Source organism: Kribbella sp. NPDC023855 (genome assembly GCF_040639475.1).
Classification (GTDB): Bacteria; Actinomycetota; Actinomycetes; order Propionibacteriales; family Kribbellaceae; genus Kribbella.
In genome coordinates this window covers 777,790-800,863 of record NZ_JBFAAA010000001.1, presented here as the reverse complement: position 1 = coordinate 800,863, position 23,074 = coordinate 777,790, and the positions used below count along the sequence as shown (strand labels likewise).

At 68.3% G+C, this 23,074-nt stretch carries 23 protein-coding genes; 11 read left to right on the top strand and 12 right to left on the bottom strand.

Annotation, left to right across the window (positions count from 1 at the left end; all coding sequences use genetic code 11):
• Positions 1-4 precede the first annotated feature (4 nt).
• Positions 5-565, top strand: a complete 561-nt coding sequence (locus tag AB0F51_RS03670) for a hypothetical protein (protein ID WP_360273466.1) — start codon at positions 5-7, stop codon at positions 563-565.
• Positions 566-568: 3 nt separating this feature from the next.
• Positions 569-1,129, top strand: a complete 561-nt coding sequence (locus AB0F51_RS03665) for a hypothetical protein (protein WP_360273464.1) — start codon at positions 569-571, stop codon at positions 1,127-1,129.
• On the opposite strand, the gene AB0F51_RS03660 is transcribed toward AB0F51_RS03665, so the two are convergent.
• From AB0F51_RS03660 to AB0F51_RS03615, 10 genes are all read right to left on the bottom strand, one after another.
• Positions 1,121-1,747, bottom strand: coding sequence for an acVLRF1 family peptidyl-tRNA hydrolase (locus AB0F51_RS03660; RefSeq protein ID WP_360273461.1), 627 nt, complete (start codon positions 1,745-1,747; stop codon positions 1,121-1,123). The two genes, AB0F51_RS03665 and AB0F51_RS03660, sit on opposite strands and share 9 nt — an antisense overlap.
• Positions 1,748-1,863: 116 nt before the next feature.
• Positions 1,864-2,250 carry a hypothetical protein gene (locus AB0F51_RS03655; RefSeq protein WP_360273458.1) on the bottom strand — a complete coding sequence of 129 codons (387 nt, stop codon included), beginning with the start codon at positions 2,248-2,250 and terminating at the stop codon, positions 1,864-1,866.
• A gap of 253 nt (positions 2,251-2,503) precedes the next feature.
• Positions 2,504-2,890, bottom strand: coding sequence for a metal-sulfur cluster assembly factor (locus AB0F51_RS03650; RefSeq protein WP_360273456.1), 387 nt, complete (start codon positions 2,888-2,890; stop codon positions 2,504-2,506).
• The gene (gene sufU / locus AB0F51_RS03645; RefSeq protein ID WP_360273454.1) at positions 2,883-3,341 is read right to left on the bottom strand and encodes a Fe-S cluster assembly sulfur transfer protein SufU; all 459 of its coding nucleotides are present in this window, start codon (positions 3,339-3,341) and stop codon (positions 2,883-2,885) included. The genes AB0F51_RS03650 and sufU overlap by 8 nt, the downstream gene beginning before the upstream one ends.
• 6 nt (positions 3,342-3,347) lie before the next feature.
• Positions 3,348-4,604 carry a cysteine desulfurase gene (locus AB0F51_RS03640; protein ID WP_360273452.1) on the bottom strand — a complete coding sequence of 419 codons (1,257 nt, stop codon included), beginning with the start codon at positions 4,602-4,604 and terminating at the stop codon, positions 3,348-3,350.
• Positions 4,601-5,365: a Fe-S cluster assembly ATPase SufC gene (sufC, locus tag AB0F51_RS03635; protein WP_360273450.1), complete on the bottom strand. Its 765-nt coding sequence runs from the start codon at positions 5,363-5,365 to the stop codon at positions 4,601-4,603. The genes AB0F51_RS03640 and sufC overlap by 4 nt, the downstream gene beginning before the upstream one ends.
• A 24-nt stretch (positions 5,366-5,389) precedes the next feature.
• A complete protein-coding gene (locus AB0F51_RS03630; RefSeq protein ID WP_360273447.1) occupies positions 5,390-5,725 on the bottom strand; it encodes a non-heme iron oxygenase ferredoxin subunit in 336 nt (111 codons plus the stop codon).
• A 2-nt stretch (positions 5,726-5,727) separates the two neighbouring features.
• Positions 5,728-6,921, bottom strand: a complete 1,194-nt coding sequence (gene sufD / locus AB0F51_RS03625; protein ID WP_360273444.1) for a Fe-S cluster assembly protein SufD — start codon at positions 6,919-6,921, stop codon at positions 5,728-5,730.
• Complete coding sequence (sufB, locus tag AB0F51_RS03620; RefSeq protein WP_360273441.1) at positions 6,921-8,333, bottom strand: Fe-S cluster assembly protein SufB; 1,413 nt, start codon at positions 8,331-8,333, stop codon at positions 6,921-6,923. Before sufB ends, sufD begins: the two co-directional genes overlap by 1 nt.
• The gene (locus AB0F51_RS03615) at positions 8,330-9,031 is read right to left on the bottom strand and encodes a metalloregulator ArsR/SmtB family transcription factor (protein WP_360274566.1); all 702 of its coding nucleotides are present in this window, start codon (positions 9,029-9,031) and stop codon (positions 8,330-8,332) included. Before AB0F51_RS03615 ends, sufB begins: the two co-directional genes overlap by 4 nt.
• 144 nt (positions 9,032-9,175) lie before the next feature.
• On the opposite strand from AB0F51_RS03615, the gene AB0F51_RS03610 reads away from it, so the two are divergent.
• The 3 genes from AB0F51_RS03610 to AB0F51_RS03600 all read left to right on the top strand — a co-directional run bounded on the left by AB0F51_RS03610 (position 9,176) and on the right by AB0F51_RS03600 (position 11,739).
• Positions 9,176-9,892 carry an ABC transporter ATP-binding protein gene (locus AB0F51_RS03610; protein ID WP_360273438.1) on the top strand — a complete coding sequence of 239 codons (717 nt, stop codon included), beginning with the start codon at positions 9,176-9,178 and terminating at the stop codon, positions 9,890-9,892.
• A 118-nt stretch (positions 9,893-10,010) separates the two neighbouring features.
• Entirely contained in the window at positions 10,011-10,787 is a 777-nt protein-coding gene (locus AB0F51_RS03605) for an ABC transporter permease (protein ID WP_360273435.1), read from the top strand.
• A gap of 25 nt (positions 10,788-10,812) precedes the next feature.
• Entirely contained in the window at positions 10,813-11,739 is a 927-nt protein-coding gene (locus tag AB0F51_RS03600) for a COX15/CtaA family protein (protein WP_360273433.1), read from the top strand.
• Here AB0F51_RS03600 and AB0F51_RS03595 read toward each other — a convergent pair.
• Positions 11,732-12,709: a ScyD/ScyE family protein gene (locus AB0F51_RS03595; RefSeq protein WP_360273430.1), complete on the bottom strand. Its 978-nt coding sequence runs from the start codon at positions 12,707-12,709 to the stop codon at positions 11,732-11,734. The two genes, AB0F51_RS03600 and AB0F51_RS03595, sit on opposite strands and share 8 nt — an antisense overlap.
• A 269-nt stretch (positions 12,710-12,978) precedes the next feature.
• Positions 12,979-13,893 carry a heme o synthase gene (locus tag AB0F51_RS03590; RefSeq protein ID WP_360274563.1) on the bottom strand — a complete coding sequence of 305 codons (915 nt, stop codon included), beginning with the start codon at positions 13,891-13,893 and terminating at the stop codon, positions 12,979-12,981.
• Between the two features lie 389 nt (positions 13,894-14,282).
• Here AB0F51_RS03590 and tkt point away from each other — a divergent pair, with 389 nt between their 5' ends.
• The 6 genes from tkt (at position 14,283) to pgl (ending at position 23,015) form a co-directional block, all read left to right on the top strand.
• The gene (tkt, locus tag AB0F51_RS03585) at positions 14,283-16,547 is read left to right on the top strand and encodes a transketolase (protein WP_360273427.1); all 2,265 of its coding nucleotides are present in this window, start codon (positions 14,283-14,285) and stop codon (positions 16,545-16,547) included.
• A gap of 35 nt (positions 16,548-16,582) precedes the next feature.
• Positions 16,583-17,692 carry a transaldolase gene (gene tal / locus AB0F51_RS03580; RefSeq protein WP_360273424.1) on the top strand — a complete coding sequence of 370 codons (1,110 nt, stop codon included), beginning with the start codon at positions 16,583-16,585 and terminating at the stop codon, positions 17,690-17,692.
• Complete coding sequence (locus tag AB0F51_RS03575; protein ID WP_360273422.1) at positions 17,689-19,320, top strand: glucose-6-phosphate isomerase; 1,632 nt, start codon at positions 17,689-17,691, stop codon at positions 19,318-19,320. Before tal ends, AB0F51_RS03575 begins: the two co-directional genes overlap by 4 nt.
• Before the next feature lie 115 nt (positions 19,321-19,435).
• Positions 19,436-20,983 carry a glucose-6-phosphate dehydrogenase gene (gene zwf / locus AB0F51_RS03570; protein ID WP_360273420.1) on the top strand — a complete coding sequence of 516 codons (1,548 nt, stop codon included), beginning with the start codon at positions 19,436-19,438 and terminating at the stop codon, positions 20,981-20,983.
• Positions 20,980-22,215 (top strand): glucose-6-phosphate dehydrogenase assembly protein OpcA, encoded by a 1,236-nt coding sequence (locus AB0F51_RS03565; RefSeq protein WP_360273419.1) that lies wholly within the window; start codon positions 20,980-20,982, stop codon positions 22,213-22,215. Before zwf ends, AB0F51_RS03565 begins: the two co-directional genes overlap by 4 nt.
• Positions 22,212-23,015: a 6-phosphogluconolactonase gene (gene pgl, locus AB0F51_RS03560; RefSeq protein WP_360273417.1), complete on the top strand. Its 804-nt coding sequence runs from the start codon at positions 22,212-22,214 to the stop codon at positions 23,013-23,015. The genes AB0F51_RS03565 and pgl overlap by 4 nt, the downstream gene beginning before the upstream one ends.
• Positions 23,016-23,074: the final 59 nt, after the last annotated feature.

Genomic DNA, 23,074 nt, shown 5'->3' with positions numbered 1-23,074 from the left:
GGGCATGATGGTCCGAAACGACGAGAGGGACGGTATGGCGTTCGCGGTCGCGCGTACGAGGGACGAGGCACTCCTCTACCTCGAGCTGCAGCCCTGCCCGGACTGCGGTTCCACCGAGGCTCCTTGGGAACACGCCCTGGTGGAGATCGACGGCGAGCTGACGATCAGCTACGCCGCGGTCTGTCCTGGTTGCGGGGCTGAACGCGAGTACCTGTTCGGACTTCCGGCGACGGAGACTCCGGCCGGTTCCTGGCCGACCTTCGGCGGCATCGAGCCGTCGGAACTGCTCGATGCCGGACAATGGCTGGCGGTGGCCGACCAGGTCGCCGGCAACGTGCCGGTGGATCCCGTCGAGGCCGGGCCGGCGCTTTCCATCGCCCGGGCGGCGGTGGAGGAAGTCATCAAGTTCATTCCCCCGGGACAGGACGCAGTACCGGCGGACGAGTTCTGGACACCGCAGGGCCGCGGTGTTTTCGAGGCCGAGCCGGGTAGGTTCCGGCTTGACCGTCTGCTGGTGGTCCGTGACACGTACCACGAACTCGTCCGAGAAACAGGAGCGAATTAACCGATGCTGACCGCAAGGACCCTCGCCGAGGTGCAGGTCTACGTGAGCGTGACGACCGTTGCCGATGACAACTTGCCGGCCACCGAGCCGGCGCCGATCGTGCCCGGCCCGAACGTGGTCGAGGGCGCGGACGCCTGGACGGTGACCACGACCGCGGGCGAGATCACCGTCCCGTACGTCTCGGAGGACGCGGCCCGGAAGATCGGCGCCCGCTTCGGCCTCGGCGTCTCCGAGTTGGTCGACGCGGCCCAGTGGGCACTGGTGGCCGCGATGTACGGGCGCCGCGCACTGACGGCCGACATGGCTTACACCGGCGGCCCGGACCAGGACCGGACGACGGTCGAGCTCAACTGGGAGTTCGCCGCGGAGGCGGTCGGTGAAGCGCTGAAGTTCCTGCCGGAGGGCGCGGAGGTGGTGCCGGCCGAAGCAATCTGGTCCGAGATGGGCAAGCGGGCCGTCGCGCAGAGCCCGGAGCTGGTGTACCGCTCGAAGCTGATCGACGACCTGGAGCACTACCGCGGAACCCTCGACGACTTCCGCGCCCTGTACGGCCCGTCAGCCTGACGCAGGTGGGTCGGTGAGCTCGATGCGGACCGCACGAGCGTCGATCCCGGCCTGCTCCAGCACCTTCTGCTTGGGATCGGCCACGCCGAGAAAGGGTGGCCGGACCAGCGGTCGGAGCGCCTTGAGTCGCGGGTCTTCGAGAACGGTGTCGATCGCCTTGCGGTCTCCCCCGCAGACGAGTACGTCGAGCTTGGCCGGCGCCAGGATCCGTACTGCGACCTCGGTGGCCGCCGCGAACGCCTCCCGAGCCTGATTGTCCCGCCGCCGCGCAAACCGCTGCTGCGACCAGCCACCAGCTTTGGTAGTCCCCTGCACGTGCCGCGACCCAACCTTCGAACTCACCAGCTTGTCACCCTCGAAGACACCCGCGCCATAGCCACCCCGGCGTACCAGCAGAAGCCCCAACCGCCGCTCAGCCATCACATGAGCAACAAGCCCCTCCGGACTGAGCTCCACCAACGGCCCGAACGGCACCTCGATCTCAGCCCGAGACCCGTCGTCGGCCCGAGCAATCACCCTCTCCCCCGTGACCTCGAACGACGTCTCCCCATGCCGCTCCACAAACCCACCCAACCACCGCTCAAGCCGCCCAGGAGCCACCGAAACAATCCGAGTCACCCCCCGACGCTAACTCACCCGAGCACCCACGCGCCCTAGCGCGCACGCTCCTACGTCGCAACCGCTACGGTCGCTCCCACCCACCCGGTGCGCCGCTCCTGCGTCGCGGCAGTTAGCTAAGGGACGTAGACAAGGTAAGGATGGAATCGGAAGGCTGTGGCGGGGTCTTCGGTGACGTCGACGTGCAGGATCAGGTCGCTGCGGTCTTCCTCGGTGGTCCAGAGGTCGACGAGGCAGTCCCAGTGGTCGCCTTGCCACATCGCGACCGAGGTGTTCCAGGTTGCCTCTGGCAACTGGACCAGGGTGACCGGTCCATAGGCCGCGATGTTGTCGCGGCAGGCGTTCGACCTGTCCTCGGAGATCGGTTCTACGTTCTCGAGGTCCTGGCCGATGCGAGCGTCACCTCGGATGAAGGAGTCGACGATCGCACCGAGGGTGTCCCGCCAAGCGTGCGGTACGGGAGTCTGGGCTTCTTCTTTGAGAGGCGCTACTTCCTCAACCATCCGAGAAGGATAGGACGCAGCGGGATGTATGAGCGGCCGACGCGAGCGCGTGGGGTGACCAGCCCGACTGACGAGTAGGGCTGGCGTGAGGTAGTCGCCAAGGCGCGACGTAGGAGCGGCGCACCCGGGGGTGGGTGGGAGCGGCCGTAGCGGTCGCGACGTAGGAGCGGGCGCGGTAGGACGCGTGGGGGAAGACGTAGCACATGCGGAAGCCCGGGCCACCTGACCCGGGCTTGCGCAGTACGGCGGGAGATCAGACGTTGAAGCCGAGAGCGCGGAGCTGGTCGCGGCCGTCGTCGGTGATCTTCTCGGGGCCCCACGGCGGCATCCAGACCCAGTTGATCCGGAAGTCGTTGACCAGGCCGTCCAGGGACATCCGGGTCTGGTCCTCGATCACGTCGGTCAGCGGGCAGGCCGCGGACGTCAGGGTCATGTCGATGATCGCGGTGTTGCTGTCGTCCACGGTCACGCCGTAGATCAGGCCCAGGTCGACCACGTTGATCCCGAGCTCGGGGTCGACGACGTCCTTGAGCGCCTCGGTCACGTCCTCGACGGCGACTGTCGTCGTACCAGCCGGCTTGTTGGCGGCCTCGAGGTCGACCTCGGGCAGCTCGATCTTCTCGTCGGTCTGGTCAGACATTGCTGGCTCCTTCTTTCTTGGCTAGCGCTTGGGCGGTGGCATCGCGCCAAGCCGACCAGCCCAGCAGTGCGCACTTCACCCGGGCCGGGAACTGCGCGACACCCGCGAAGGCGACGCCGTCTTCCAGAACCTCTTCGTCCGGTTCGACATTCCCCCGGCCCTGCATCAGTTCCAGGAACTTCTCGTACGTCGCCATGCCCTCGGCGATCGGTTTGCCGATCACCAGGTCACTCATCACCGAGGTGGCGGCCTGGCTGATCGAGCAGCCGACGCTGTGGTGCGTCACGCTCGTGACCTTGTCGCCATCGAGCTCGACGCGGAGAGTGACCTCGTCCCCGCAGGACGGGTTCACGTGGTGCACCTCCACGTCGTACGGGTCCGCCAGTCCCGCGTGGTGCGGGCTGCGGTAGTGGTCCAGGATGATCTCCTGGTACAGCGAGTCCAGCTGCATAAGGCCTCAAGCCACCTTGAAGAACGATCGGACGAAACCCAGGCCGTCGACCAGCGCGTCGATCTCCGCGGGTGTCGTGTAGAGGTAGAAGGACGCCCGTGTCGAGGACTGTACGCCGAACCGCTCGTGCACCGGCCGCGCGCAGTGATGCCCGGCCCGTACCGCGATTCCGCGGGTGTCCAGCACGGTCGCCACGTCGTGCGGGTGGACGCCGTCGAGCTCGAAGCTGATCGCGCCACCGCGGTCGGCGATGTCGGTCGGGCCGAGGATCTTCAGCCCCGGCACGGTCTGCAGCCCTTCCAGCGCGTACGCCGTGATGGCCTGCTCGTGCGCCGCGACCTTGTCCATGCCGATGCCTGCCAGATAGTCCAGCGCGGCACCGAGACCGACCGCCTGCGCGATCGGCGGCGTACCGGCTTCGAAGCGGGCCGGCGGCGGGGCGTAGGTCGAGCCGGTCATCCGGACGACCTCGATCATCTCTCCCCCGCCCAGGAACGGCGGCAGCTCGGCGAGCAGCTCGTACCGGCCCCAGAGCACGCCGATCCCGGTCGGGCCGACAGCCTTGTGGCCGGTGAAGGCGAGCAGGTCCGCGCCGAGCGTCGAGACGTCGACCGGGAACTGCGGCACCGCCTGCGAAGCGTCGACCACCACGGTCGCACCGACCGCGTGGGCCTTGGTGGCGATCTCGGTGATCGGGTTGATCGTGCCGAGCGCGTTCGAGACCCAGGTCAGCGAGACGACCTTGGTGCGCTCGGTGATCAGCTCGTCGATGTTCGACAGGTCGAGCCGGCCCTCGTCGGTGACGCCGAACCAGCGCAGCGTGGCGCCGGTCCGCTCACAGGCGAGCTGCCACGGGACGATGTTGCTGTGGTGCTCCATCTCGGAGATCACCACCTCGTCCCCCGGCTTCAGCGCCGCGCCGAGCGTGTGCGCCGCCAGGTTGAGCGCCTCGGAGGCGTTCTTGGTGAAGACGATCTCGTCCCGGTTCTGCGCGCCGATGAAGGCCGCGACCTTGTCCCGGCCGCCCTCGTACGCCGCGGTCGCCTCCGCGCCGAGCTGGTGCATGGCGCGGGCCACGTTGGCGTTGTGCAGCAGGTAGTGGTCGCGCAGCGCATCGACCACCTGCCGCGGCTTCTGCGAGGAGTTCGCCGAGTCGAGGTAGACCAGCGGGAAGCCGTTGGCCAGCTCCCGCGCGAGGATCGGGAAGTCCGCCCGGACCGAGTTCAGGTCCAGCGGACTGCTGAAGGTCCGGGCGTCCGTCATGCCTTCGCGCCTGTCTTGAGGAAGCGCTCGTAGCCGTTGGCCTCGAGCTCGTCGGCCAGCTCCGGGCCGCCCTCCTCGGCGACCTTGCCGTCGACGAACACGTGCACGAAGTCCGGCTTGATGTAGCGCAGGATCCGGGTGTAGTGGGTGATCAGCAGAACACCCTTGTCACCCTTCTCGGCGAACCGGTTGACGCCGGTGGAGACGATCTTCAGCGCGTCGATGTCGAGGCCGGAGTCGGTCTCGTCGAGGATCGCGATCTTCGGGTCGAGCAGCTCCAGCTGGACGATCTCGTGCCGCTTCTTCTCACCACCGGAGAAGCCCTCGTTGACGTTGCGCTGACCGAAGTCCGCGTCCATGTCCAGGTCGGACAGCGCCTTGTTGACGTCCTTGACCCAGGTGCGCAGCTTCGGCGCCTCGCCGTCGATCGCGGTCTTGGCGGTGCGCAGGAAGTTCGATACCGACACGCCGGGGACCTCGACCGGGTACTGCATGGCCAGGAACAGGCCGGCCCGGGCGCGCTCGTCGACGGCCATGTCGAGGACGTCCTCGCCGTCCAGCGTCACGGTGCCGCTGGTGACGTTGTACTTCGGGTGGCCGGCGATCGAGTACGCCAGCGTGGACTTGCCGGAACCGTTCGGGCCCATGATCGCGTGCGTCTGACCACCGGCGATGGTCAGGTCGACGCCGCGCAGGATCTCCTTCGGGCCGTTCTCGGTGTCGACCGACACGTGCAGGTCGCGGATCTCGAGTGTCGCCATGAGTTTCTTCTATCTCCGTCTTTACTAGGAAGCCTGGTTGAGGGGGTTCTTGACGTCGACCAGCAGATCGTCGCCGTCCACCCGGACCGGATAGACCGGCACCGGGTCGTACGCCGGCAGGCTGGTCGGCTCGCCGGTGCGCAGGTCGAACCGGGAGCCGTGCAGCCAGCACTCGATCTCGCAGTTGCCGACGTCGCCCTCGGACAGCTGGATCTGCGCGTGCGAGCACTCGTCGCGGACGGCGAAGTACTGGCCTTCGCTTTTCACCACCGCGACCTCGACGCCACCGACCTCGGTGGCGACGACGCCTTCGTCGGGGACGTCGGCGACAGCGCAAGCGCGTTCGAACGTGTCGCTCATCGTCAGGCCTGGGCCGCCGCGGCGCTCAGCTCTGCCGTCCGGGCGAGCTTCTGCTCGATCACGTCGTGCAGGTGCTCGGTGACCTCGGCGACGCCGATCCGGCCGATGATGTCGTTGAAGAAGCCGGACACCACCAGACGCCGTGCCTCGTCCTCGGGGATACCGCGGGCCTGCAGGTAGAACAGCTGCTCGTCGTCGAACCGGCCGGTCGCCGAGGCGTGCCCGGCGCCCTCGATCTCGCCGGTCTCGATCTCCAGGTTCGGCACCGAGTCGGCGCGGGCGCCGTCGGTGAGCACCAGGTTCCGGTTCAGCTCGAAGGTGTTGGTGCCCTCGGCCGCGGCCCGGATCAGCACGTCGCCGATCCACACCGAGCGGGCGTGGTCACCGGCCAGCGCGCCCTTGTAGAGCACGTTGGACTTGCAGTTGATCGCCTCGTGGTCGACGAACAGCCGGTTCTCGTGGTGCTGGCCCGACTCGGCGAAGTACACGCCGAGCAGTTCCGCGTCGCCACCCGGACCGGCGTACCGGACGTTGGTGGAGAGCCGGACGATCTTGCCGCCGAGGGTGACCGCGACATGGTTCAGCTTGGCGTCGCGGCCGATCACGGCGTCGTGCTGACCGACGTGGACCGACTCGTGGTCGCCCTGCTGGATCGACACCACGCGCAGCTCGGCGCCGTCGCCGACGACGATCTCGACGTTGGCGCCGTACTCGCCGGAGCCGGTGTGGTCGATGATCACGGTCGCGCGGCTGTGCCGGCCGGCCTCGATCACCAGGTGACCGTAACCACGGCCGCCCAGGCTGGCGACGTTCACGTGCACCGGCTCGGTCAGCTCCGCCTCGACCGGGATCCGCACGGCCGTCGCGGCACCCGCATGGGTCCAGGCGACAGCCGCGATCCGGTCCTGCGGGGTGAGCGCCTTGACGGCGTCCACCGCGATGCTCTCGATCACGACACCGTCGGGGCCGTGCGCGTCGATCTTCGGGGTCTCGGTGCCGGCCTCGTCGGCGAACAGCGCCTTGAGGGCCTTGACCGGGGTGAAGCGCCACTCCTCTTCACGGCCGTTCGGCACCGGGAAGTCGGCCACGTCGTACGACGTGGTCCGCTCGCTGCGGGCCTGCAACGGCACCGGCGAACCCGGCCCGTGGGAATGCGCCTGGTTACCGGTCGCAACCAGGGTTTCGGTGGCTGACATCAGCCGACGGCCCCTTCCATCTGCAGCTCGATCAGTCGGTTCAGTTCCAGCGCGTACTCCATCGGGAGCTCGCGGGCGATCGGCTCGATGAAGCCGCGGACGATCATCGCCATCGCCTCGTCCTCGGCCATTCCCCGGCTCATCAGGTAGAAGAGCTGGTCGTCGCTGACCTTGGACACGGTCGCCTCGTGCCCCATCGCCACGTCGTCCTCGCGGACGTCGACGTAGGGGTAGGTGTCCGAACGGCTGATGGTGTCGACCAGCAGCGCGTCACAGCGCACCGTGGACTTGCTGTGGTGCGCACCCGGCGCCACCTCGACCAGGCCCCGGTACGACGTCCGGCCGCCACCGCGGGCCACCGACTTCGACACGATCGAGCTGGAGGTGTACGGCGCGTTGTGCACCATCTTGGAGCCGGCGTCCTGGTGCTGGCCCTCACCGGCGAACGCGACCGACAGGGTCTCGCCCTTGGCGTGCTCGCCCATCAGGTACACGGCCGGGTACTTCATCGTCACCTTGGAACCGATGTTGCCGTCGATCCACTCCATCGTCGCGCCCTCTTCGCAGGTGGCGCGCTTGGTGACCAGGTTGTAGACGTTGTTCGACCAGTTCTGGATCGTCGTGTAGCGGCAGCGGGCGCCCTTCTTCACGATGATCTCGACCACCGCGGAGTGCAGCGAGTCCGACTTGTAGATCGGCGCCGTACAGCCCTCGACGTAGTGCACGTAGGCGTCCTCGTCGACGATGATCAGGGTCCGCTCGAACTGGCCCATGTTCTCGGTGTTGATCCGGAAGTAGGCCTGCAGCGGGATGTCCACCTTGACGCCCTTGGGCACGTAGATGAACGAGCCGCCGGACCAGACCGCAGTGTTCAGCGCGGCGAACTTGTTGTCGCCGACCGGGATGACGGAGCCGAAGTACTCCTGGAACAGCTCCGGGTGCTCGCGCAGGCCGGTGTCGGTGTCCAGGAAGATCACGCCCTGGGCCTCCAGGTCCTCTCGGATCTGGTGGTACACCACCTCGGACTCGTACTGCGCGGCGACGCCGGCCACCAGGCGCTGCTTCTCCGCCTCGGGGATGCCGAGCTTGTCGTAGGTGTTCTTGATGTCCTCGGGCAGCTCGTCCCAGCTGGTCGCCTGCTTCTCGGTGGAGCGGACGAAGTACTTGATGTTGTCGAAGTCGATCCCGGACAGGTCGGCACCCCACGACGGCATCGGCTTGCGGTCGAAGAGCTTCAGGCCCTTCATCCGCAGGTCCAGCATCCACTCCGGCTCGTTCTTCAGGGTCGAGATGCCCTGCACCACGTCGGCACTGAGGCCGCGCTTGGCGATCGAGCCGGCAGCGTCACTGTCGGACCAGCCGAACTTGTACGTGCCGAGCCCTTCGAGCTCGGGGTGAGCGGTTTGCGTCATCGTGCATTCCTCGCAGATTCGCCGTCGGAAACAGGGGAAACCGATGCCGGAGCACCGGGAATGTGCGTCGTACAGACACCGTCGCCGTGGGCGATGGTGGCCAGTCGCTGGACGTGCCGGCCGAGGAGTCTCGAGAACACCTCGGTCTCGGCCTCGCACAGCTGGGGGAACTGCGCGGCCACGTGCGCGACCGGGCAGTGGTGCTGGCACAACTGCTCGCCGGCACCGGCTTGCATCGTGGAGGCGGCGTAACCGTCCGCGGTCAGCGCCTGGGCCAGCACCTCCGCCTCCTTGCCCTCGGGCGCCAGTTCGAGCAGCGCCCGGTACCGCGTCTCCACCTCGGCCACCCGTTGCCGGGCGAAAGCCACCACGGCCTCGTCGCCACTGGACTCCGCGATGAAGCGGAGCGCGGTCGCGGCCAGGTCGTCATAGGCCTGGTGGAAGGCGTGCCGGCCGGCATCGGTCAGCACGAAGACCTTGGCGGGACGGCCACGGCCACGGGGGCCGTAAACACGCTCCTCGCGGCTCTCGACCAGGCCCTCGTCGAGCAGGTGGTCGAGGTGCCGGCGGACCGCCGCTGGGGTCAGTTCGAGTCGTTCGGCCAGCACCGCGGCGCTGGACGGCCCGTTGGTCAGGATCGAGCGGGCGACCCGGTCCCGGGTGGACTCGTCCCGCGCCACAGCGGTGCCCGAGGGCACGCTGCTGCTCTGTGCGGGAGTTTTCACAACATCAGTGTCACCTAAATGCGGAGGGCCTTCAAATAAGGCTGCCCTAACCGCTCCGCCTGCGCCTGGGGGTGACCGTGAGCAGCGTCACGCCAGGCCGTTTACTACGCTGCTGCTGTGCCAGTCGCGGTGGAAATCGAGAACCTCGTCGTCCGGTACGGCGAGAAGGCCGCTGTCGACGGGCTCAGTCTCACCGTAACCGGCGGAACAGTCACGTCCGTGCTCGGCCCCAACGGTGCCGGCAAGACCACCACGGTCGAGACCTGCGAGGGCTTCCGGCGTCCCGACTCGGGCCAGGTCCGGGTGCTCGGGCTTGACCCCATCGCCGACCACGACGAGCTGATGCCGCGCATCGGCGTGATGCTGCAGGAGGGTGGCGCCTGGTCCGGCGTCCGCGCGGTGGAAATGCTCCGGTACGTCGCCTCGCTGCACGCCCACCCGCTGGACCTGCCGGCCCTGATCGAGCGACTCGACCTCGGCACCTGCGGCCGTACGCCGTACCGGCGGCTCTCGGGCGGGCAGAAGCAACGGCTGTCGCTGGCGATGGCGATCATCGGCCGCCCAGAGATCGTCTTCCTGGACGAGCCGACCACCGGCCTAGACCCCCACGGCCGCCGCGAAATCTGGCAGCTGATCCGGGACCTCCGCAACGACGGCGTGACAGTTGTCCTGACCACCCACGCGATGGACGAGGCAGAACAGTTGTCCGACCAGGTCCACGTAGTCGCAGCCGGCAAGCTAATCGCCTCCGGCACTCCCGACGGACTAACCGAACACGGCGCCAAGTCGCTAGAAGACGTCTATCTGGCACTGACCGCCCGGGAGAGCAAATGAGTACTGTGCTTTTGGCCTCGCCTTCGGCTCGGCGGGTCATGAGGCTAACCTCCCGGTCTTCCCTCGTCTCTCCGGTCGCTTCGCTCCCTCCGTTCCTCAGTCCAGACCGGGAGGCCTCATGACCACGTATGCGCCTCATCCGCAAAGTGCTCCTTGGCACCGCAAGGTCTATTCGCATGCGGTGATGGAGTTTCGGTTGTTGTTGCGGAACGGGGAGCAGTTGTTGCTGGCTCTGGTGATTCCGTTGGGGCTGCTGTTGCTGCTGGGTGGTACTGGGCTGGGTGATCGGTTGCCGCTCGGGGATGGTCCGGCTGTGGATCTTGCGGTGCCGCGGGTGCTTGCGCTGGCTGTGCTGTCTTCTTCGTTCACGTCGCTGGCTATCGCTACCGGGTTCGAGCGTCGGTACGGCGTTATCAAGCGTCTTGGGGCCTCTCCCCTCTCTCGGACTGGGCTGCTGGCCGGGAAGATCGGGTCGGTGCTGGCGATCCAGGTGATCCAGCTGGCCGTACTGATCGGTGCTGGGTTCGCGCTGGGCTGGAAGCCGGTTGGTGGGGCTGCTGCCGTATTCGGGATTCTGCTGATGGTTCTCTGCGGTACTGCGGCCTTCGCCTCACTCGGCCTGCTGATGGCCGGCGTACTGCGCGCTGAGGCGACGCTGGCCGCCGCCAACCTCCTGTACCTGCTGCTGTTGGTCGGCGGCGCGATCATGACGCCCGTCGAGGAGTATCCCGAGGGCATGCAGGGCGTAGTACGGCTACTGCCCAGTGCTGCGCTGGCCAACGGGCTGGCGAACTCCACGCTGGAGGGCGTCGTGCCCTGGGCCGCTGCACTGTCCCTGGCCTTGTGGGCCGGCCTGCTGGGCTACCTGGTGTCACGGACCTTCCGATGGGACTGACAAGAGCCTTCTCTAGAGTGTGCCGGTGACCACGGACGCGCCCACCCAGCCAACCGAACCTGTCAGCGGCTTCTGGCGACTGGTGCCAGAGCCGAGCCTCGACACCGTACGGCGCTGGGGCTGGGCCTCCGTCGCGGTCAACATCGGCATCGTGGTGACCGGCGGGCTGGTCCGGCTGACCGGCTCCGGGCTGGGCTGCCCGACCTGGCCGCAGTGCACCGACTCGTCGTACGTGCCGCACGGCGAGCTGGGGATGCACGGTGCGATCGAGTTCGGCAACCGGATGCTCGGGTTCGTGGTCGCGGCCGTCGCGATCTGCACCTGGCTGGCGGTGATGCGGTACCGGCCGCGGCGTACCGACCTGCGCCGGCTCGCCACCGCCGCCGCCCTGGGTGTCCCGCTGCAGGCCGTGATCGGTGGCGTCAGCGTCCTGACCGGGCTGAACCCGTGGATCGTGTCGGCCCACTTCCTGGTCTCGCCGATCATCATCACGCTGACCGTGGCGATGATGCGACGGTCGCGGACGAGTCCGTACCCGCACACTCCCCCGGTGGTCCGCGCCCTCGCGACCGCTTGTGTGGTGGCAGTCTGGCTGGCCGTTGCCCTCGGCACCTTGGTCACCGGGGCCGGCCCACACTCGGGCGATCCGGAGACGGGGCGGAACGGCTTCGACGAAGCGATCATCAGCCAGTTGCACGCCGACGTGGTGTTCGCCTTGCTGGGCATCTCGATCGCGCTGGTGATCGCCACGCGCGTGACGGCAACCTCCCGCACCCTGCGCAAACTCGCTGCCTGGTTGCTGGCCATTGAGTTGGCGCAGGGCGCGGTCGGCTTCACTCAGTACTTCACGGGCCTGCCGTGGGTCCTCGTACTGATCCACATGTTCTTCGCCGGCTTGCTGATCGCTCTGGTCACAGCCGTGTACGGCGAACGCGGCACTCCCGCTACTTAACCCGGTAAATGGCGCCCGGACCGAACAGCGGCGACGACACGAAGACGTGCCCGGCCTTGTTGATGGCCGTTCCCGCCGGGAGAACCAGCTTGCCTCGGGCAAGTTCCCGCTTGTAGCCGGCCTTGTGGTGCTTGCCGGGGTACTGCAGGTAGAGCGAACCGATCACCGGTCCGCTGCTCGGGTCCTCTGCTGCCAACCAGGTCGCTTTGGCCAGTTCGACCACCGCGATGCGGCCGCGCGGACCACCGGCGAGATCGACGATCGAGGTGTAGCCGTCGGCGTACCGCCGGCAGTTGCCCTTGTACGGCTTCGTCGGGTCGCAGACCGCGTTCACCGATCCCGGTTTGATGCGCCAGATCTGCGAAGTACGAGCAGTTCCGGGGAATCCACGAAGCTCGCCGACGTAGTAGTAGCCGTCGGAACCGACCGTCACGGACGTCGCGACGGCCTCGGTCGGCACCAGCCCACCACCGAACTGGGCAGGCGCTTTGACCACCCGCGGCTTGAGCCTGGCAACCGTCTTGATCTTGCCGCTCGGCCAGACCCGCAACAGATCGTTGCCCGCCGCATCAGCAACCAGCACCGAACCGTCACGCAAGGTCGCCACACCGAACGGGTTCGACTCCGTCGGGTCGTCAGAGAGGTTGTACGGGTCCGGGTCCTTCTGCTGGTACTTCGCGATGTCGGCGATCTTCACCGGAGACTTGCCTGGTCGCAGCCGGTACAAGGTGGCTGACCCTGGCGGAAGCGGCTGACCCGGCTCGCCGCCCGCACCGGTCAAGGCGTACGTGACACCCCAACGGTTGGTGTCGATCGCCGGCGCGAAGCCACCTGGGACCGTGCCGAGCTTCCGGATCCGCTTGTTGGTGCCGTAGGCCCACGCCTCGTACACGGAGCCATCGCCCACGCTGTAAACGATCTTGGCCCCGTAGGTCGCCACACCCCGCGGGCCGTTCAGGCCGGTCACCACCGGCTTCAAACTGTTGCCATGTCCACCTGATGCCTCAGCCTGCCCGGCAACCAACACACTGCTGAGGAGCGCAACGGCCGAAACCGCCGCAAGACGTGCTGTTAGTACCCCCACTACTGCCCCCTAGGTCTCAGTCCCCCCAGGATGGAGCCGCCCTCCATGGACGTTCCATGGCAACACCACAAACCCTTGAGGTCAACGGGAAGACACCCAGCCACGGAACGTTCACCCAGGGCACATAGGGCGATCGGGCAACGATCTCCGCGGAATCAGCGCAGCAGAGGGTCGATGGCCGCGGCGATGAAGAGCAGGGCCAGGTAGATGTTGGAGAAGTGGAACAGGCGCATGGGACGGAGGGCTGGGCCGTCGGCACCGGTGTTGGCCCGGGCCAGCAAAGCGAAGGCTTCGCGGAGGAAGACCACGCCGAGGACGACCGCGGCCAGGGGGTAGACCCAGCCGGTGTCGCCGATCGGCCAGAGGGCCAGCGAGGTGACGACCATGACGATCGAGTAGGCCAGGATCTGGCGGGCCGTCTGGACCGCGGTGGCGACGACCGGGAGCATCGGGACGTCCACCGAGGCGTAGTCCTCGCGGTAGCGCATCGCCAGCGCCCAGGTGTGCGGCGGGGTCCAGAAGAACACCACGCCGAACAGGACCAGCGGGGTCCACGCCAGTGAGTTGGTGACCGAGGTCCAGCCGATCAGGGTCGGGAAGCAACCGGCGATACCGCCCCAGACGATGTTCTGCACCGTGCGGCGCTTGAGCACCATCGTGTAGCCGAAGACGTAGAACGCGTTCGCCGCCAGCGCGAGCAGCGACGACAGCCAGTTGACCAGCAGCCCCAGCTCCAGCGTGGCCAGAACCCCCAGGACGACGCCGAAGATCGTCGCCGAGCGCGGGCTGACCGCGTGCCGGGGCAGCGGGCGGCGGCGGGTCCGGCGCATCTGCTCGTCGATGTCGCGGTCGAGCACGCAGTTGATCGTGTTCGCGCTGCCGGCCGCGAGGATGCCGCCGAGCAGGGTGGCGGCGACGACGCCCAGGCCGGGGACTCCCCCGGCGGCCAGGAACATCACCGGCACGGTGGTGATCAGCAGGAGCTCGATGATGCGCGGCTTGGTCAGACCGACGTACGCCTTGATCACGTCGCGCACCGACGGACGGGACATCTCCAGGGATGGGTCCATCGGCAGCGGCGCCGGGTACGACGTCGTCGCGGCTGGACGCGGGTCGACGGCCGTCACGAACACCTCGAACTGAGTGGGTTGACGCCGGTGACCGGCGCTGACGGTTCGACAGTCTACGACGCCCCGTAGGAGCAGTTCACACCCACCCGTACCGGCGCGCCGGACAGCCCGGAGAACCAGGTGACCACGGGGTGGAACAGCGGGCATGACCAGGCTCCGGACGGGTACCCGATGTGATCTGCCAGACGCCCGCGGCCGGGCGGGAACAACGACATGCGGGTTCCGGTTGCGGACGTATGGAAGGCGCGGGACGGGCGAGCGGTAGGCTCGCTCACGGTGACGCGGGGCGCGATCGGCGTGGGACCAGCTTGGTCCGGCCGGCCCCTCGGATGCCGAGCAACGCAGTGTTCGCAGCCATCGAGAGGAGCGCCGCCGGCGTGACGGAGAAGACCAGCCCCAAGCTTGACTGGACCGAGCTCGACAAGCGCGCGGTCGACACCGTGCGGGTCCTCGCGCTGGACGCCGTGGAGAAGGTCGGCAACGGCCACCCCGGTACTGCGATGAGCCTCGCGCCCGCCGCGTACCTGCTGTTCCAGAAGGTGATGCGGCACAACCCGGCGGACCCGACCTGGGCCGGCCGCGACCGGTTCGTGCTGTCGGCCGGGCACTCCAGCCTGACCCTCTACATCCAGCTCTACCTCGCCGGTTTCGGTCTCGAGCTGGACGACCTGAAGTCGCTGCGTGTCTGGGGCAGCCTCACTCCGGGTCACCCCGAGCACGGCCACACCAAGGGCGTCGAGACCACCACCGGCCCGCTCGGCCAGGGTGTCGGCAACGCGGTCGGGATGGCGATGGCCGCCCGCCGCGAGCGCGGTCTGTTCGACCCGGACACGGCCAAGGGTGAGAGCCTGTTCGACCACCAGATCTACGTGATCGCCTCCGACGGCGACCTGGAGGAGGGCGTCTCGGCCGAGGCCTCCTCGCTGGCCGGTCACCAGCAGCTCGGCAACCTCACGCTGATCTGGGACGACAACAAGATTTCCATCGAGGACGACACCAACATCGCGTTCTCCGAGGACGTGGCGGCCCGCTACGCGGCGTACGGCTGGGATGTTCACCACGTCGACTGGACCAACGACGGCACCGGGTACGAGGAGGACGTCCAGGCCCTGTACGACGCGGTCGAGGCCGGCCGCGCCGTCACCGACAAGCCGACCTTCATCCGGCTGCGCACGATCATCGGCTGGCCGGCCCCGAACAAGCAGAACACCGGCAAGATCCACGGCTCCGCCGCGGGCGCCGAAGAGGTGGCCGCCACCAAGAAGATCCTCGGCTTCGACCCGGAGCAGACCTTCGAGGTCTCCGACGAGGTCATCGCGCACACCCGCCAGGCGATCGAGCGCGGCAAGGCCCTGCAGGACGAGTGGACGACGAAGTACGACGCCTGGCGCAACGCCTCGGCCGAGCGCGCCGAGCTGTTCGACCGGCTGCAGCACCGCGACCTGCCGGCCGGTTGGCTGGACAAGCTGCCGAAGTGGGACGCGGACGCCAAGGGCGTCGCCACCCGCGCGGCCTCCGGTGACGTGCTGACGGCGCTCGCGCCGGTGCTGCCCGAGCTCTGGGGCGGTTCGGCCGACCTGGCCGGCTCGAACAACACCACCCCGAAGGGTGAGCCGTCGTTCATCCCGGCCGAGCACTCCACCAAGGACTTCCAGGGCAACGAGTACGGACGGGTGCTGCACTTCGGCATCCGCGAGCACGCGATGGGCGCGGTCCTGAACGGCATCGCCCTGCACGGCGGCACCCGGCCGTACGGCGGCACGTTCCTGGTCTTCAGCGACTACATGCGCCCGTCGGTCCGGCTGGCCGCGCTGATGAAGCTGCCCGTGACGTACGTCTGGACGCACGACTCGATCGGCCTCGGCGAGGACGGCCCGACCCACCAGCCGGTCGAGCACCTGACCGCGCTGCGGGCGATCCCGGGCCTCGACATCGTCCGTCCGGGTGACGCGAACGAGACCGCCGCCGCCTGGGCCGCGATCCTGGAGAACACCGACCGCCCGGCCGGCCTCGCGCTGACCCGGCAGAACGTGCCGGTCTTCCCCCGCGGTACCGACGGCTTCGCCACCACGGAGAACGTCAAGAAGGGTGGCTACACCCTGATCGACGCCGAGAACGGCACCCCGGACGTCGTCCTGATCGCCACCGGCTCCGAGGTCCAGCTCGCCGTCGAGGCGCGCACCAAGCTGGCCGAGGAAGGCATCCAGGCGCGGGTCGTCTCGATGGTGTCGCGCGAGTGGTTCGACGAGCAGGACGATGCCTACCGCAACGACGTCATCCCGCCGGCGGTCAGGGCGCGGGTCTCGGTCGAGGCCGGTATCGCGATGAGCTGGCGTGACCTGGTCGGCGACGCCGGCCGCAGCGTCGGCCTGGAGCACTTCGGTGCCTCGGCCGACTACAAGAAGCTGTACGAGGAGTTCGGGATCACCACCGGCGCCGTCGTACAGGCTGCCAAGGACAGCATCGCCGCGGCCGCCGAGATCGGTGGCTCCGGGGTACCGGCGGGCCGTCGCCCGGCCGGCCCGATCGGTCCTGGTGACGACGAGAGCGTGAGCGCCGACCCGGACGCCGACGCCACCAACGAACGCAACTGAACAACCACAACAGAACATCTCGGAGGGCTTCGGACATGACCGATCGTTTGAAAGACCTCGCCGACGCCGGCGTTTCCATCTGGCTCGACGACCTCTCCCGGCAGCGGCTGACCAGCGGCAGCCTGGAGAGCCTGATCCATGACCAGCACGTCAGCGGGGTGACCACCAACCCGACGATCTTCGCCAAGGCCATCTCCGACGCGAACGCGTACGCCGAGCAGGTGAACCGGCTGGCCGCCGAAGGCGTCTCGACCGACCAGGCGATCCGGGTGATCACCACCGACGACGTCCGCGACGCGGCCGATCTGTTCAAGCCGGTGTACGACGACACCGACGGCGTCGACGGCCGGGTCTCGATCGAGGTCGAGCCCGGTCTGGCCCGGGACACCGAGAAGACGATCGCCCAGGCCAAGGAGCTGTGGGAGACCGTCGGCCGGGAGAACGTGTTCGTCAAGATCCCGGCCACCAAGGAAGGCATCCCGGCGATCGCCGAGACGCTGGCCGCCGGGATCAGCGTGAACGTGACGCTGATCTTCTCCCTCGACCGGTACAAGGCCGTCGTCGACGCGTTCCTGACCGGCGTGGAGAAGGCGATCGACAACGGTCACGACGCGACCTTGCTCGGCAGCGTGGCGTCCTTCTTCGTCAGCCGGGTCGACACCGAGGTGGACAAGCGCCTCGACGCCATCGGCACCGACGAGGCCAAGGCGCTCAAGGGCAAGGCGGCGATCGCGAACGCGCGGCTGGCCTTCGAGGCGTACGAGGAGATCTTCGCCTCGGACCGCTGGCGCCAGATCGAGACCACCGGCGCCAAGCCGCAGCGCCCGCTGTGGGCGTCCACGGGGGTGAAGGACCCGGCGTACAAGAACACCATGTACGTCGAGGAACTGATCACCGCCGGTGTGGTCAACACGATGCCGCAGGCAACCATCGACGCGTTCGCGGAGAGCGGTGAGGTCCGTGGCGACACGGTCCGCGCCGACTACGACGCGGACCGCAAGGTGATCGCGGACCTGGAGAAGCTGGGCATCTCGTACGACGAGGTCGTCCAGGTGCTCGAGGACGAGGGCGTCAGCAAGTTCGAGGTCTCCTGGACCGAGCTGCAGGACACCGTCACTGGCGCGCTGAAGGCGGCCGCCAAGTGACCGACGCACTCACTGTCACCGCGTACGGCGAAGGCTGGCGCGAGGTCGTCGACCGGCTGGTCGAGGAGAAGGTCGCTTCCCGGATCGCCGCCAAGGACGCCACCACGTGGGGTCCCGAGGCGGAGTCCGAGTCGGCCATCCGGCTGAACTGGGTCGACCTGCACGACACGTCCCGGCCGCTGCTGGCCGAGATCGAGGCGCTGCAGGCCGACCTGCGGTCCGAGGGCCTGGACCGGATCGTGCTCTGCGGCATGGGCGGCTCTTCACTGGCCCCCGAGGTCATCACCCGTACTGCGGGGGTCGAGCTGGTGGTGCTCGACTCGACCAACCCGAGCGTGATCGCCCGGGCGCTGGACGGTGACCTGCAGCGCACGGTCGTGGTGGTCTCCAGCAAGTCGGGTGGCACGGTCGAGACCGACAGCCAGCGGCGCGCCTTCGTGAAGGCGTTCAACGACGCCGGGATCGACTCGGCGTCGCGGATCGTCGTCGTCACCGACCCGGGTTCGCCGTTCCAGAAGCTGGCGGAGGACGAGGGGTACCGCAAGACCTTCCTCGCCGACCCGAACGTCGGCGGCCGCTACAGCGCTCTGACCGCCTTCGGCTTGGTGCCGTCGGCGCTCGCGGGTGCTGATGTCGCTGAGTTGCTGGACCAGGCTGCCGAGGCAGCACCCCAGCTGCAGGAGGACAGCGCGGACAACCCCGCGCTCATCCTCGCCGCTGTTCTGGCCGGTAGCCCTGGTCGCGACAAGGCCATCATTGCGGCCGGTGGCTCGTCCATCGTGGGGTTCCCCGACTGGGCCGAGCAGTTGATCGCCGAGAGCACCGGCAAGAACGGCACCGGCGTACTGCCTGTTGCTGTGAAGGGCCTACACGCTCCGGAGCTGCACAGCGGCGCTGGTGACCTGGTCCACGCGTTGCTGGCTGCCGACACCAGTGCGGCCACTGTGGCTTCCGGTACGCCGACTGTCGTCACCACCGGCTCGCTGGGCGGGCAGCTCCTGCTGTGGGAGACGGCCACTGCTGTGGCCGGCTACCTGCTGGGGATCAACCCGTTCGACCAGCCGGATGTGGAGAGCGCCAAGAAGGCCGCACGCGGTCTGCTGGACGCTCAGCCCGAGCCGGAGGCTGCTGCCTTCGTCGACGGTGCTGTGGAGGTCCGTGGTACTGACGGTCTGCTGGACGGTGTCGACACGGTCGAGGGTGCGCTCAACGCGCTGCTGGGCCAGTTGGCTGAGGACGGCTACCTCGCCGTCATGGCCTACCTGGACTCCGAGCGCGACGAGAACCTGCACGCGATCCGGCCGGCTCTGGCGACTCGCACCGGACGCCCGGTCACCTTCGGCTGGGGACCGCGCTTCCTGCACTCGACCGGCCAGTACCACAAGGGCGGCCACCCGCAGGGCGTCTTCCTGCAGATCACCACGTCAGAGTCCACCGACGTAGAGATCCCCGACCGCCCCTTCACCTTCGGCACCCTCATCTCGGCTCAAGCAGCAGGCGACGCCGGCGTGCTCGCAGACCGTGGCCGCCCTGTACTACGCCTGCACCTGACGGACCCAGCCACCGGCGTAGAGCAACTCATCTCCCTACTCAATGCAGAAGACAAATCGGAGGAAAGCGGCGCATGACCGTGCTTTTGGCCTCGCCTCCGGCTCGGCGGGTCATGAGGCTGAACTCCTGGCCTTCCCTCGTCACTCCGGTCGCTTCGCTCCCTCCATTCCTCAGTCCAGGCCAGGAGGCCTCATGACCGAGCTCTACGAGGATTCGGCTCAGCCGGTCAATCCGTTGCGGGATGCGCAGGATCGGCGGCTCCCGAGGATTGCTGGGCCCTGCAGTCTGGTGATCTTTGGGGTGACCGGGGATCTGGCTCGTAAGAAGTTGATGCCGGCGGTGTACGACCTGGCTAATCGGGGGTTGTTGCCGCCTGGGTTTGCCTTGGTTGGGTTTGCGCGGCGGGACTTCAGCAACCAGGACTTTGCTCAGATCGTGCACGACTCGGTCAAGGAGCATGCCCGGACGCCGTTCCGGGAGGAGGTCTGGCAGCAGCTGGCCGAGGGCTTCCGGTTCGTGCCCGGTGACCTGACCGACGACGAGGCGTTCAAGAAGCTGCGGGAGACCGTCGACGAGCTCGACGTCAACCGCGGGACCGGTGGCAACCACGCGTTCTACCTCTCCATCCCGCCCGGGCTGTTCCCGCAGGTCGTCCAGCAGCTCAACGAGCACGGGTTGACCAAGGAGAACCCGGGATCGTGGCGCCGGGTGGTGATCGAGAAGCCGTTCGGGCACGACCTGAAGAGCGCGCGGGAACTGAACCGCGTGGTCGAGTCGGTCTTCCCGCCCGAGGCGGTCTTCCGGATCGACCACTACTTGGGCAAGGAGACCGTCCAGAACATGCTGGCGCTGCGGTTCGCCAACGCCATGTTCGAGCCGGTCTGGAACAGCCACTACGTCGACCACGTGCAGATCACGATGGCCGAGGACATCGGCATCGGTGGCCGCGCCGGGTACTACGACGGCATCGGCGCCGCCCGTGACGTGATCCAGAACCACCTGCTCCAGCTGCTCGCGCTGATCGCGATGGAGGAGCCGGTCAGCTTCGACGCGTGGTCGTTGCGGCAGGAGAAGAAGAAGGTGCTGGCAGCCGTCAAGCTGCCCGAGCGCCTCGACCTGCACACAGCTCGCGGTCAGTACGCCGCCGGCTGGGCGGGCGGCACCAAGGTCAAGGGCTACCTGCAGGAGGACGGCATCCCGCAGGACTCCGCGACGGAGACCTTCGCCGCGCTGCGGGTCGACGTGGACACCCGCCGCTGGGCCGGCGTCCCGTTCTACCTGCGGACCGGCAAGCGGCTCGGCCGCCGCGTCACCGAGGTGGCCGTGATGTTCAAGCGCGCGCCGCACCTGCCGTTCACCAAGACGGAGACCGAGGAACTCGGCCAGAACGCCCTGGTGATGCGGATCCAGCCGGACGAGGGCATCACGATGCGGTTCGGCGCCAAGGTGCCCGGCACGATGATGGAGATCCGCGACGTCAACATGGACTTCGCCTACGGCGGCTCGTTCACCGAGTCGTCGCCGGAGGCCTACGAGCGGCTGATCCTGGACGTGCTGCTCGGCGACCCGCCGCTGTTCCCGCAGCACACCGAGGTGGAGCTGGGCTGGAAGATCCTCGACCCGGTGATCAACTACTGGGCCGAGCACGGCAAGCCCGAGCAGTACGCGTCCGGCGCCTGGGGCCCGGACTCCGCCCACGAGATGCTCGCCCGCGACGGACGCGCCTGGAGGCGGCCATGATCATCGACCTCACCGGTACGACGTCCAGCGAGATCGCGTCGGCCCTGCTCAAGGCCCGCCGCAACGCCGGTTCGCCGGCGATGGGCATGGTCGGCACGGTCGTGGTGGTCGTCGACGAGGCGTCCCACCACGACGCGATGAAGGCGGCGAACGAGGCCGGCCGCGAGCACCCCTCGCGGGTGCTCGTGGCGATCCTGCGTCCAGGCCGCGGTACGGGTGGGCTGGACGCCGAAGTACGGGTCGGTGAAGGGATTCCGGGCGAGGCGGTGCTGCTGCGGCTGCACGGTGAGCTCGCGAAGGTTCCCGAGTCCGTCATCACTCCGCTGCTGCTGCCGGACTCCCCCGTCATCGTCTGGTGGCCGGGTGGCGGGCCGGCAGTGCCGAACGAAGACCCGCTGGGTGCCTTGGGTCGCCGCCGGGTCACCGACGCGGCTGCTGGACGCAGGGGTGCTGTCGACTTCACGGCCCGGGCCGAGGGCTATGCGCCGGGCGACACGGACTTCGCCTGGTCGCGACTGACGCCGTGGCGTGCGCTGATGGCCGCGGCACTCGACCAGTACCCGACGAAGGTCAGCGGCGCCGAGGTGGTGTCGGCCAAAGGCAATGCGAGTGCTGATCTCATGGCCGCTTGGCTGCAGTGCCGGCTCGGCGTACCGGTTGAGCAGCGGGTTTCGCGTGGGCCGGGCATCACCGCAGTACGGATGTTCACTCCGGCCGGTCCGATCTCGCTGACGCGGCCGGACGGTTCGGTGGCGACGTTCAGCATCCCTGGTCAGCCTGACCGGCCGGTAGCGCTGAAGCGGCGCAACACGTCCGAGCTGCTGAGCGAGGAGCTGCGACGGCTCGACCCCGACGACGTGTACGCGCAGACGCTGGCGTGCATGGTCAAGCGGGAGAAGATGCCGGAGTCGGCCAAGGTGGTCAGCGAGGCCGACCGCCGTTCCGTGCAGACCGCCGCCCAGAAGGCAGCAGTCCGTACTGCGAGGGTCGAGGGCAAGGCGGCATCGCCCGACCTCGAAGCCAAGGCGGCCGGCCGGAAGTCGGCCGGTTCGTCGAAGAAGGCTGCTCCGGCCAGGAAGTCCAGTCCTGCCGCGAAGTCGGCGCGGAAGTCGGTCGCCGGCAAGACGGCGACGACGTCGGCCCCGGCGAAGAAGAACACGGCGGCCAAGAAGACGGCTCAGAAGCCGGCCGCGAAGAAGAGCACGAGCAAGAGGGTGGCCGGGCGCTCATGACCGAGGCTGCGCTGAATACACCGCCCCGGTCGATCCTGATCAACCGCGACGCCGAGGGCCTGGCCCACGCCGTCGCGGCCAGGCTCATCACCAAGCTGGTGGACGTGCAGAGCAGTGGCCGGGTCGCCCAGGTCGTCCTGACCGGCGGCCGGGTCGCGGCTGTCGTCTATCGGGCAGTGGCGGAGTCCCCGGCCCGGAGCGCGATCGACTGGCGCCGGGTCGAGTTCTGGTGGGGTGACGAGCGATTCCTGCCCGAGGGCGACCCGGAGCGCAACGACACCCAGGCGTGGGACGCTCTGCTGTCCCACGTGGATGTCGACCCGGCTCTGGTGCACGTGATGCCCGCCGACACCGGTCAGGGCGCGGAGGCGGCGGCAGCGGCGTACGCCGAGACGCTGGCGGCGGCAGCCGGTCCGAGGGACGGCGCGGTCGACGGGGAGGCCGACGGACCCGCCTTCGGCGACGGCGTACCGGCGTTCGACGTACTGATGCTGGGCGTGGGGCCGGACGGGCATGTGGCGTCGCTGTTCCCGGACAACCCGGCGCGGATCGTCGTGGACAAGTCGACGGTCGCGGTGCACGACTCCCCCAAGCCGCCGCCGACCCGGGTCTCGCTCACCTTCCCGGCTTTGGCGAACGCGCGGGAGACCTGGTTCGTCGTGTCCGGTGAGGACAAGGCGGACGCGGTGGCGGGTGCTCTTTCCGGCACCAGTGATCTCCCCGCGTCGATCCCTCAGGGCATCGACCGCACGCTCTGGCTGCTCGACGAGGCCGCAGCCTCGAAGCTCCCGCAGAACTGACTCCACGTCGAGCGGCCGACCACTGTCGGCCGCTCGGTGGAAAGTTCGGCTGTCACCGA